Raw genomic sequence first — 11,918 nt, 5'->3', positions numbered from 1 at the left:
AATATTAAACATCCCAAAAGCACCTTGTTCACTGATACATAATGAAAAGAACCTTTTACACAGTTGTTTTATCGTCCTTAGCTTTAATACACCTGGCATCCTGTGATTATATAAACACTAAATCCTGATAATCCTTTAATCACTTAATCGTGTCAACATTTCACCATCTTTTTCTTTTTACCAATCGATCCTTTATCACTTGCTTTCTTAATATAATCAACTACATAGGGTACTTTGCATGCAGTTCCGTTTGTATCTATTGTTACTGTTCCAATGTTTTTTGCGGTAGCAATAGCGTCATCAGTCAAAGGAGCTACATATGTGCCAACAGCGATAAGAAAACCGTTCATAGTATTGCGTACACGGTTTGGTGCCGAATGAATATTTTTTTCTACTCTTGATAAAAGCGCTTTTAGCGCAGATATATCCAACTCACTATCCGGCTTAAGCGATACTATATTACTTAAGGTAGACCATCCGGCTGCGGCAATATATTCTTGTGGCGATTCGATCCATTCTAAGGCCAATTCAAATCCGTAGTTACTCCCTGTAGCCACCCACGGCACTGTATACTCACTGATATTATTGGAAACGGCCCGTTCAATCCAGTTTTGCAGATCAGCTTTAGTCATTTTTTCATCATCTGCGATCAAACCGGCAAGATACATGGCATCAGCATTGCCTGTAGCATATAAGTCTTTCGCCAATTGATAATCCATTTTTATCTTTTTCTGTATCGGCTTTAAATATTCTATTTTCACGCCAAAAAAGGGTTCTTTTACTCCGTGCTTTAGTAATATTTTCTTAATACTCTCGCTACCATGCGATTGCAGGTCATCCATTATTTCTTGTACGGTCATGGTTAATGGTTTTTAATGTAAATTTAATAAAAGGCTGATCTAGTTGCTTTGTCAAATTCATCCTTTTTTACTTATCTTGGTCATGGCTAATTCAACCTGATGAAAGTATTTAAAGCCTTATTCTCCGTCGCTGTTACTTTGTTATTAATATGGGCACTTCAGACCAAATTTGGTGATGTACCTCCTATTGGCAATTTTTTAAACCCGGTATCCGGTTTCTGGCAAAATGCCGAGAGCAAGAATATTGCATCCGAGGAAAGCCTCCAATTGGATGGCTTACAAGGCAAAGTAACCATACGCTATGATGAGCACATAATCCCTCACATTTTTGCGGAGAACGACCACGACCTCTACTATGCCCAAGGGTACATTACCGCGCGCGATCGTCTGTGGGAAATGGATATACAAACGCGTAGCGCAGCCGGTCGGCTCGCTGAAATTGCCGGTCCAAAAGCTTTGGATATTGACAGGTATCACCGCCGAATGGGAATGACGTACGGCGCAGAAAATACCTTGCACGGTATGATGAAAGACCCGGTAACCAAAATGGTGATCGAAGCTTATACAGATGGTGTTAACAGTTATATCCATCATCTCAAAAAGCGTGATTATCCTATCGAGTTTAAATTGCTGGATTATGCACCTGAAGAATGGAAACCTATCAACTGTGCTTATCTGCTTAAACTAATGTCCGAAACATTGGCAGGTGGCTCTGATCAGTTTGCCATGACTAATAACCTGAAACGCTTTGGTTCCAAAGATGTGAACGATCTTTTCCCTGACTATCCATTCCACGAAGATCCCATCATCCCTGTAGGTACTAAATGGGATTTCAAACCACTCCCTATTCCAAAACCATCGGCTGATTTTATTGCACAGACGACTGACGGTATCAAACCAAAAGAACGTGTGCCGGGCATAGGTAGTAATAACTGGGTAATAGCAGGCAACAAATCAGCCAGCGGCTACCCTATCCTTGCAAATGACCCACACTTGAATCTGACCTTCCCGTCCATCTGGTATCAATTGCAAATGTCATCGCCTACAGTAAATGTTTATGGAGTTTCATTGCCGGGTGCTCCTTGTGTGGTGATTGGCTATAACCAAAAGATAAGTTGGGGTGTTACCAATGTAGATGCCGATGTGCTGGATTGGTACCAGGTACGTTTTAAGGATAACAGCAAAAACGAATATTGGTATAACAATCGCTGGAACAAGACAAGCAAGCGTGTCGAGACCATTAATATACGTGGTCAGAAACCGCTTTACGATACTGTGATCTACACCCATCATGGCCCCGTGGTATATGATAATGCCGCGCAAAAGCCAAAGGACCGCAATCAAAATATACCCGTTGGCGATGCATTGCGCTGGATAGCTCATGATGAATCTGATGAGTTTATGACCTTTTACCTGCTCAACCGGGGGAAAAACTACGATGATTATCGCAAGGCGTTAACGTACTATACTGCTCCTGCACAAAACTTCATTTTTGCCTCAAATGATAAAGATATTGCCATCACTCCCAATGGTAAGATCCCGCTGAAATTTAAGGACCAGGGGAAATTCATTATGGATGGCAGCGATACCACAAACGACTGGCATGGATGGATACCTTACGATCAAAACCCGACTGTTAAAAATCCTGCGCGCGGATTTGTCAGTTCGGCTAATCAGTCATCCACCGATCAAACCTATCCATATTATATCAACTGGCGATTTGAACTTTATGATCGCGGCAAACGCATCAACGACCGTTTAAAAGTGATGCAAAATGCAACTATCGACAGCATGCGACTAATGCAGATGGATAATTACAGTATGAGAGCGCAGGATGTTTTACCGACATTGATCAAATACATTGATCCTTCAAAACTGGATAAGAATCAATTGGAAGCATTGCAAATAGTAAAAAAATGGGACAAACATTTTGATGCAAATTCGATGGGCGCATCTGTCTTTAATTCATGGTGGTTAAAGTTCAATGCCATGACATGGGATGACGAATTTAAAGATGATAAAGTATTGCTAAACTACCCCTCATTTGACCGTACTGAAAAACTACTTTTAACAGAACCTGATTCCAAGTGGTTTGATAACATCCACACCACGGCAAAGGAAACCTGCGCAAATATCGTGATGCATTCCTTTATTGCAGCGGTTGATGATCTCCTTCATAAATATGGCAAACCAGGTGATAAGTGGCAATGGGGCAACGTGAAAGATACCCATATCAACCACCTGGCAAATTTGCCTGGCTTTGGCGCAGGTCAGTTTTTTGCCGGAGGAACAGGCGCAGTAATCGATGCTTTAAGGGGCGGGAACGGCCCTTCATGGCGCATGGTAGTGCAAATGGGGCCACAGGTTAAGGGCTATGGTGTTTTCCCCGGCGGCGAATCCGGCAATCCGGGCAGTTATTATTACGAAGACATGTTTAACACCTGGAAAGACGGCAAGTTGAACGAACTGCTGTTTTTAGGTTCCGAAAATGAAAAGTCTGACAAAATAAAATCAACATTAATATTAAACAAATCAAAATAACAGCCAATGCTATTCTTAATCATATTGATCCTGTCCTTTATAGCAAGCTATTTTTTACCATGGTGGATAGTTGCCCTGATCGCTTTTTTGGCTGCCTTATTTCTTGGCAAAACATCAGGCCGATCATTCTGGTCAGGATTTGGCGGAGTATTTATTGTATGGGTGGTACTGGCTTTACTAAAAAGCATACCCAATGATAATATGCTGGCTTCGCGGGTTATTCAATTGTTCCCTTTACCACATTCGTGGCTATTACTATTATTTATCACCGCACTAATCGGCGGATTGGTGGGCGGCATGTCAGCGTTATCAGGCGTATTAGTGAAGAAAGTCTTTACTAAATAATACTTTTATGCCATAAGAAAAAACGTCCGGAAATGCCGGGCGCTTTTTCTTTTTCTAAAAGAATCTTTACATGCTTGCTAAAGTTCCTTTTAATGTTTTCACAGCGGCTTTATTGCTTTTAGATGTTGCAAAAATATCCTTTGATGTGGCACTATCGCCATAATAATCTTTGTTAGAACTTTTATCTATTGCCAAATTTGCTCCGTTAATACTAATGCCTGCAAATAATCCCTTGCTGCGTGAGTAAGAATAAATTTCGGCGTCCAGTTTATAATCCGTATTAGCCGAAGCGCTTCTGCCAACCGGGCCTGCCGCTGCTGAAGCATCGCCACCGATAGTAAAATCACCGTTTTTAATTTTGGTTAGCGTAGTTTTATGACGGAACACCAGTATCAGATCAATAGATTGTACACCTATCTGTGCACCAAAGCTGCCACCTGTCATACTAACAAATACCGGATCGCTCCATTTGCCGTCAGCCAGCTTAACCATGGCTACCCCTTTTCCGTGTTTACCACCAATACCTATACCGGCGTTGATCAGGTCCGGGATGATCACTATACCTTCATATTTGGCGATCATTTCATGCGGGATGCCTTCTTTTATTTTGCTAAAGTCTTTTAAAACGTCGGTGGAATTATTTATCCTTTCGGTTTGCTTTTCTCCATCGCCAATGGTGGCCGAGGTAAATATTAGCGTAAAGCTCAATAGAGCGGGCAGAAGTAAAAATTTTAACGTTTTCATGTGGTTCTGGATTAAATGTTATTTACAAAACCTCAAAATTCGGTAGTTGTTTTCAAAGTGCAACTTTAAATCTAAACCCGCTCAATTTTACATATAAAACAGCAAGCCTGCGAGTTACGTGCATGAAGATAAGCTACCGCGGAATTTTGTTCAAATATCTCGGTTATCATTTCATCCACATCCCTGTCACCAACCATTTTCGAAAGCACCATCATTTGCTCAGTACTGTAGCCAATAAGTGTAAGCGGAAAACTCTGTTTATTTGCCTTTATCTCCGCTGGAAAATGATAAATATCTGAGTATTCTTCAACATCATCTGCATTGATAAACACTGGTCCCGGCTGATTATAAGCGTTGTCTATTTCAAACGGGCTATGTGTAAATAATAAACGTTTATCTACATCTTTTTCAAATGGCTTTAATGATACCCTGCATGGCCCAAGACCTGTTGCTGTTTGCTCAATCACCTCATGGTTAAAATCATCTTTCCGGGTTTCGCGGATCTGCTGTACATAGCTTTTTGAAAGCGGTACGATTCTAAAATTATTCATGTTCTTTAATTTTTTAATACTCAAATTTCCGGTTATCAAACAGCTATTAAAACCCGGAACTTGCTCATCTTCCAGATAAAAAAACATCCACCTATCTGCACATCTTCACATCTGCATATTTGCACATCCACATATCTGCATATTTGCACATCCACATATTTGCACATCCACATATTTGCACATCCGCACATCTGCATATTTGCACATCCACATATCCGCACATTAGAAATATCTGCACATTCACCTATCTTTGCAGCAATGATAAAACCGGGCAAGCAACAGGTATTTTCTATTAATAACGAAAAAGAATTCGCAGAAACGGCGCTTGAAATATTCCGTTTCCAGGCGCAAAACTGTACCATTTACCGGGAGTTTATTACTAACCTGAAAATTGGTATCGATTCCGTTAAGCAAGTTGATCAAATACCTTTTTTACCGATCAGCTTTTTTAAATCGCATGAGATTCTTAGCAGTACTGAACCTGTAGAAGTCACCTTTACCAGTTCAGGTACTACCGGTATGATCAATAGCCGCCACCTGGTTACTGATGTAAACTGGTATGAAGAAAGTTTCCGTAAGGCTTTTGATCTTTTCTATGGCGACATTAAAAACTATACCATACTGGCCCTTCTGCCTGCTTATATGGAACGAGAAGGATCTTCCCTGATCTACATGGCGGAAGATCTGGTAAAGCGATCTGAAAATCCTGATAGTGGATTTTATCTGTACAATCATGCTGATTTATATCAGCAACTCCAAAAACAGCAACAGAGTAAAAAACCAACACTTCTGATAGGTGTAACTTTTGCTTTGCTTGATTTTGTAGAACACCACCCCATTGACTTTCCCGAGCTCATCGTAATGGAAACCGGGGGTATGAAAGGCCGCCGTAAAGAAATGATACGCGAAGAACTGCATCAAACTTTATGCAAAGGTTTTGGTGTAGATGCCATTCATTCAGAATATGGGATGACTGAGTTATTATCACAAGCTTACTCAAAAGGCGATAGCATATTTAATTGTCCGCCCTGGATGAAAGTGATCACCCGTGATACAAATGATCCAATAAGCAATCTCGATAATGACAAAACCGGCGGCATTAACGTGATCGATCTGGCTAATATCAACTCATGCTCTTTTATTGCTACGCAGGATCTTGGTAAAGTATATGCCGATGGTTCATTTGAAGTACTGGGCCGCTTTGACAACTCCGACATACGCGGCTGTAATTTATTGATCGCATAAACTTAGCCCGCATATAATTGTTATTTTTGCCCTCATCAACACGAAATACTATGATTGACAAATTTTTGAGCGACCAGCAGGACCCCAAAGCTGTAGAAAAAGTTTATACCCGCCTGGTTGACCTGTTGACTACCGGAGAAGAGATCATCTACATCGCTACACAGAAGAAACCATTGGTTAACATCCTATCTGATTGTGTGGCTTTGACCAACAAAAGGGTATTATTTTTCACACCGGCAAATCTTGGTCTTTCTATAAAGTTTATTGATTTTGTTTGGAAAGATATTGTTAACGTAGTGATTAAGGAAGAGATCATCGGTGCGATCTTTAGTGTAACTACCACTAATGGAGGTGAAATGGGCGTAGATTACCTGCCAAAAGTACAGGCACGCAAATTATATCAATATGCGCAGGAGCGCAAGGAAGAAGAGCGCGAAGCCCGTCGCCAGCGTGATCTGGAAGAAAAACGAGCCGAATCTGGTTCATTTAATTTTGACACCCGCGCAAATCAAACCGCTCCCGAGCCTCAGCATGTAGTAAGCACACTATCTGTTCAAGAACCCCAAAAAGACGAGTTAACCGAAAAACTAAAGAAGTTAAAAACTTTGTTTGATAACGGACTTATCTCGCAGGAAGAATATAACGCCAAGAAACTGGAGTTACTTAGCGATCTTTAAATAATATCCCAATCCTTTGTAGTCAAGGGATTGGGACTTGGGTTTCTTATTTCAATTCAGGCAATTTAGCCGCATCAAAGAAGCTTTTTTCGGCAGCCATCTTTTCAACATCCTGCCATTTACGTGGCGCATCGATGGATAATAAGGTGCATTTTTCTTTGCCGATCACCACATCATCCTCTATTCTTACCCCGATATTCCACCATTTTTTATCGCATCCACTTCCTTCCGGGATATAAATACCTGGCTCAACCGTAATGATCATATTTTCTTTCAGGTTGATACCATAACCGCCTTTATCATGCACGTCCAACCCCATATGATGAGAAACGCCATGAGGGTAATAGGTTCGCACTTCTTCTGCCTTTTTAATGATACCTAGTTTAATAAGGCCATTGGCTAATACTTCCTGTGTTTTTTCTTCCAACTTATCATAAGGCACACCTTCTTTGCATAGTTTAAATACTTCTTCCTGTGCATCATAAACCAATTGGTAGATAGCTTTTTGCTCTTCTGTAAACTTACCATTGGCCGGCACAGTCCGTGTTACATCTGCTGAATAACCATGATATTCCGCACCAACATCCATTAGTACTAATTGATTCTTCACCCCGGTAACATTATTTTCCTCATAATGTAATATACAACCGTTAGCCCCTGCTCCTACTATCGGTGGATAACCTTCATCCTCGGCGCCATATTTTTTGTGAACATATTCAAATATACCTTGCAGTTCCCTTTCAGACATTCCCGGTTTTATGGCGCGCATTACTTCGGCATGGGCTATACTGGATATTTCAACCGCCTTTTTTACAAGCTCAACCTCCTCAGGCTGTTTTACCCCGCGAAGCAAATCCATGTCATCACTATAGTAAACCAGTCCCCCAAATTGTGCGTTGTATTTGGCTTTTAAATCGGCTAAGCCTGAAGAATCCGGTTTGTTGACCAGTATCTGAACTAATTGGTTATTCTTATAAGCGGGTTCTTCAAATTGCGACTTAAATAAAGTCATGATGCGATCAATATTCTTAGGTGTACCGCGCCGGACAATCCTACCCAATGTACTGAGAACATCGCCATCTACATCCGGAACAGAAGCCTTTTGTTTAAACGCGTCATATAATTGCGTCATATTACCCTGATCAGCTGGTATTCCACTATAAAGCAAAGCACTAAATTTCTTAAGATCGATGGAATAATTAGCAAACTCATCACTATTAAAAACCTTACTAAAACCTAATTTACTTTTTACGCCATCAACACCCAATCGTTTCCCTGTCCATTGTTCCTGTTGCGGATCACGCTTTTGTACAAAAAAAAGTTCATTGTAATCACCATCAGTACCATGCTGGGTTTCCTTAAATATTAAAAGCATAGCGCTGGTTTCTTTATAACCCGAGAAATAATACATATCCGGGTTAGGATGATAGACATAATTTACATCCTGCGAGAATACACGCTCCGGGTAAGCAAATATGACGGCGACTGAATTTGCAGGCATCAGCTTTCTAAGCGCCTCACGCCTGCCGGCATGGAATTCCTTTGTCAGGTAATCTGTTGGTAAACTTTCTGATACGGTTTGAGCAAAGTTTTGCAGAGAAACCATGCAGGCAATTACTGCTACGAATAATGTTTTATGGAAAATCTTCACGATAAACGGATTAGTGGCAGCAAGTTAATGAATATATAAATTACATCATCATGAGAATTACAAAAGGTAAATTTGTCCTATTTTAAAAACTAATCTCTAATCACTATTTAACTAATCACCAAAATTCCTACCTTTGCCCAAATCCAACCAAAGATGCAAAACCCTACTCTGCTCGACGGTCAGAAATTCCAGATAACCATACAACGTCTATGTCGTCAGTTGATCGAAAACCACGACGATTTTTCTAATTCAGTATTGATTGGTATACAACCACGGGGCATTTATCTTGCCAAACGTGTAGCCGAAGAACTGCGAAAAATTCTACCTGGTAAAACCATACAACAAGGCGACCTTGATATTACTTTTTACCGCGATGATTTTCGCCGCCGTGAACAATTGATGCCTAATCAAACCAAAATTGATTTTATAATAGAAGGCAAAAAGGTGGTCATGATGGATGATGTATTGTGGACAGGCCGTACCATTCGCGCCGCCATGGATGCCATGCTCGCTTTTGGTCGACCAGAAAAAATAGAATTGCTGACACTGGTTGATCGCCGCTATTCGAGACACATTCCAGTATCGGCAGATTATGTAGGTATCGAAGTAGATTCTATCGCCTCACAGAAAGTGGTAGTAAGCTGGAAAGAAACCGACGGAGAAGATAAGGTGGTTTTGCTTTCGGATGCAAAATAAAAAAAACAATAACCGCGTTGTCATTGCGAGCGGCAGCGTGGCAATCGCATACTGTACATATCCGCCCTGTATAGTTTGCGGTTGCTTCGTACCTCGCAATGACATGGCTTAAGTAATATAAAAAGACAAAATCGAAATTCCGAAATCCGAAATATAACATGGCAGGACTTAGTACAAGGCATTTATTAGGCATCAAAGATTTGAATCGTGCAGATATTGAACTGATATTTGAGACGGCTGATACATTTAAATCTGTTTTAAACCGTCCCATTAAAAAAGTGCCTTCCCTCCGTGATGTGACTATTGCTAATATTTTCTTTGAAAACTCTACGCGTACACGACTTTCTTTTGAATTAGCTGAGAAAAGGCTTTCTGCCGATGTGGTTAACTTTGCAGCCTCGTCATCCTCAGTAAGCAAAGGCGAAACCCTGATAGATACAGTAAACAACATCCTGGCCATGAAAGTGGATATGGTGGTGATGCGTCATCCTTACGCTGGTGCCGGTATATTTCTTTCAAAACACGTAAAGGCTCAGATAGTAAACGCCGGTGATGGTGCACATGAGCACCCTACGCAAGCATTATTGGATGCTTTCTCTATCCGAGAGCGATACGGCAATGTTGAGGGCAAAAAAGTAGCTATTGTAGGCGATATTCTTCATTCACGCGTGGCACTCTCTAACATATTATGCCTTAAACAATTAGGTGCAGAAGTAATGGTTTGCGGCCCTACTACCCTTATACCTAAATACATCGGTGCGTTGGGCGTAAAGGTAGAACACAACCTGATCAAAGCACTCAACTGGTGTGATGTAGCGAACATGCTGCGTATACAGTTGGAGCGTCAGGATATTAAATACTTCCCTTCCCTTCGCGAATACAGCATGCTTTATGGCTTAAATAAGGAAATACTAGACTCACTCGATAAAGAGATCACCATTATGCATCCAGGACCTATTAATCGTGGAGTAGAAATCACCAGCGATGTAGCAGATAGCAAGCAATCCATTATACTTGATCAGGTAGAGAATGGTGTGGCAATCCGTATGGCAGTTTTGTATCTACTGGCAGGGCAAACGCAATAATTATCAGCATTACCTGTTTCAATTGTTATATTTAATGATTGAAAATTCTTGATGAAAAACCTCTTTAAACAACTCATCATTGCGGTGTTTTGCCTGTTTTCCATTTCTGCATCAGCCCAAAGTCGTCAGCAACTTAAAAACGATTCTGTATATACCCTGATAGAGAAGTATTTTAATGAGCGACAAGCGGAGTCCATTTACGATCTGGCAGGCGAACAATTCAAAAAACAGCTCAGCCTGATAACATTCAAATACGTAGCAGATCATGAACTTTTCCCGCTCGGCCCCATCAGGCAATCGTCACTAATAAGCTTTGTAAATAACAATTTAAGCACCTACAAGCTAAGCTTTGATGCCGGAACATTGCAATTGCTTGTAAAATTGGATAAGGACGATAAATTAGACTATTTCCTTTTCAAACCGGACAAAGAAGAAGCAGCCGATAAACTAAAGCCTGTGCGCACGTCTAATTTATTGCGAACCCTGACTGATAAAAGGGTGGATACGGCAGCAAGAAATTATATCCAGAAGGGAAATACAGTCGGCCTTAGTATTGGTATTCTGAGAAAAGGTGTTACCCACATTTATAATTATGGTGAAACTGCTGATGGGAACAAAACAATGCCGGATGCCGATAATCTTTTCGAGATCGGCTCTATCACCAAAACTTTCACTGCTGCCCTGCTTGCCTATTATGTTAACGAGGGCAAAGTAAAATTGACCGATCCCATAACCAAATACCTGCCCGATTCTGTTGCTGCTAATACTAATCTGCAAAATATTACGCTGGTTATGTTGAGCAATCACACATCCGGTTTACCACAATTACCGGGTAATTTTGAAAACCATTCCAGCGATCCGTATGATCCTTATAAAGATTACAATAAACAACACCTGTTTTCTTATCTGAAAGATTGCAAACCGAACGGTACGCCCGGCGAAACTTATGCTTATTCTAACCTGGCAGTTGGACTTTTGGGAAGTATTTTAGAACAGGCAAGCGGTAAGCCGTTTGAGCAGATGGTAAAGGAAATTATTTGTCAACCATTAAACATGCAAAGCACGGTGCAGCACCTCACGCCTGCACTTAAACCACGTATGGTAACCGAATATAATGAAAGTGGCAAAGCAACACCCACTTGGGACTTCAATATACTTGCAGCTTGTGGCTCACTAAAATCAACCGTAAATGATATGCTGATCTATGCCGGGGCTAATATGACGCCTGATGACAGCAAGCTTTCCAAAGCATTTGAACTGGCTCACCAGGTTACTTTTGATAAGGATACCAAATTAGGCCTGGGCTGGCATATTATCGTAGTTAACAGCGTTGATTATTATTTCCACAATGGTGGTACTTTTGGTAGCAGCAGTTTCCTGGCATTTAATCCGGAAAAGAAGTTGGCTGTCATTGTCTTATCCAATTCAGCAAAAAGCACAGATAATTTAGGTGTTGATCTGATAAAGAAACTCCAATAAATCGGCTATAAAAAAAGAAGTCAGCGACTATTTCTACTCACTGA

11 protein-coding genes are annotated in these 11,918 nt (G+C 40.8%); 7 read left to right on the top strand and 4 right to left on the bottom strand.

The genetic code is table 11. The annotated features are described in order from the left end of the window. Positions 1–152 precede the first annotated feature (152 nt). Positions 153–860 carry a DNA alkylation repair protein gene (locus tag ACPPVU_RS10610; protein ID WP_426671678.1) on the bottom strand — a complete coding sequence of 236 codons (708 nt, stop codon included), beginning with the start codon at positions 858–860 and terminating at the stop codon, positions 153–155. Positions 861–959: 99 nt separating this feature from the next. Here ACPPVU_RS10610 and ACPPVU_RS10605 point away from each other — a divergent pair, with 99 nt between their 5' ends. Beyond that, positions 960–3,401, top strand: coding sequence for a penicillin acylase family protein (locus ACPPVU_RS10605; RefSeq protein WP_426671677.1), 2,442 nt, complete (start codon positions 960–962; stop codon positions 3,399–3,401). Positions 3,402–3,407: 6 nt separating this feature from the next. Further along, positions 3,408–3,746 carry a hypothetical protein gene (locus ACPPVU_RS10600; protein ID WP_426671676.1) on the top strand — a complete coding sequence of 113 codons (339 nt, stop codon included), beginning with the start codon at positions 3,408–3,410 and terminating at the stop codon, positions 3,744–3,746. A gap of 66 nt (positions 3,747–3,812) precedes the next feature. On the opposite strand, the gene ACPPVU_RS10595 is transcribed toward ACPPVU_RS10600, so the two are convergent. Together ACPPVU_RS10595 and ACPPVU_RS10590 are read right to left on the bottom strand one after the other, a co-directional pair. Continuing rightward, positions 3,813–4,490 (bottom strand): lipid-binding SYLF domain-containing protein, encoded by a 678-nt coding sequence (locus ACPPVU_RS10595; protein WP_426671675.1) that lies wholly within the window; start codon positions 4,488–4,490, stop codon positions 3,813–3,815. Positions 4,491–4,561: 71 nt separating this feature from the next. Continuing rightward, positions 4,562–5,041: a DUF1203 domain-containing protein gene (locus ACPPVU_RS10590; RefSeq protein WP_426671674.1), complete on the bottom strand. Its 480-nt coding sequence runs from the start codon at positions 5,039–5,041 to the stop codon at positions 4,562–4,564. Positions 5,042–5,299: 258 nt separating this feature from the next. On the opposite strand from ACPPVU_RS10590, the gene ACPPVU_RS10585 reads away from it, so the two are divergent. Both ACPPVU_RS10585 and ACPPVU_RS10580 read left to right on the top strand, forming a co-directional pair. Continuing rightward, positions 5,300–6,286, top strand: a complete 987-nt coding sequence (locus ACPPVU_RS10585) for an acyl transferase (RefSeq protein WP_426672193.1) — start codon at positions 5,300–5,302, stop codon at positions 6,284–6,286. 50 nt (positions 6,287–6,336) lie between these two features. After that, positions 6,337–6,963, top strand: coding sequence for a PH domain-containing protein (locus tag ACPPVU_RS10580; protein WP_426671673.1), 627 nt, complete (start codon positions 6,337–6,339; stop codon positions 6,961–6,963). Between the two features lie 46 nt (positions 6,964–7,009). Here the strand turns inward: ACPPVU_RS10580 and ACPPVU_RS10575 are convergent, their stop codons facing one another. Beyond that, complete coding sequence (locus ACPPVU_RS10575; RefSeq protein ID WP_426671672.1) at positions 7,010–8,614, bottom strand: aminopeptidase P N-terminal domain-containing protein; 1,605 nt, start codon at positions 8,612–8,614, stop codon at positions 7,010–7,012. A gap of 153 nt (positions 8,615–8,767) precedes the next feature. Between ACPPVU_RS10575 and pyrR the strand changes: the two genes are divergently transcribed. From pyrR to ACPPVU_RS10560, 3 genes are all read left to right on the top strand, one after another. Further along, the gene (gene pyrR / locus ACPPVU_RS10570) at positions 8,768–9,310 is read left to right on the top strand and encodes a bifunctional pyr operon transcriptional regulator/uracil phosphoribosyltransferase PyrR (RefSeq protein WP_426671671.1); all 543 of its coding nucleotides are present in this window, start codon (positions 8,768–8,770) and stop codon (positions 9,308–9,310) included. Between the two features lie 158 nt (positions 9,311–9,468). After that, on the top strand, positions 9,469–10,395 hold the full coding sequence (locus ACPPVU_RS10565; RefSeq protein WP_426671670.1) for an aspartate carbamoyltransferase catalytic subunit: 927 nt from the start codon (positions 9,469–9,471) through the stop codon (positions 10,393–10,395). Positions 10,396–10,446: 51 nt separating this feature from the next. Continuing rightward, the gene (locus tag ACPPVU_RS10560; protein ID WP_426671669.1) at positions 10,447–11,874 is read left to right on the top strand and encodes a serine hydrolase domain-containing protein; all 1,428 of its coding nucleotides are present in this window, start codon (positions 10,447–10,449) and stop codon (positions 11,872–11,874) included. Positions 11,875–11,918 lie beyond the last annotated feature (44 nt).

Origin of the sequence: Mucilaginibacter sp. McL0603, from assembly GCF_049992945.1 — a bacterium.
In the GTDB taxonomy this organism is placed as follows: domain Bacteria; phylum Bacteroidota; class Bacteroidia; order Sphingobacteriales; family Sphingobacteriaceae; genus Mucilaginibacter.
This window is presented reverse-complemented; position numbering and strand designations above follow the sequence as displayed.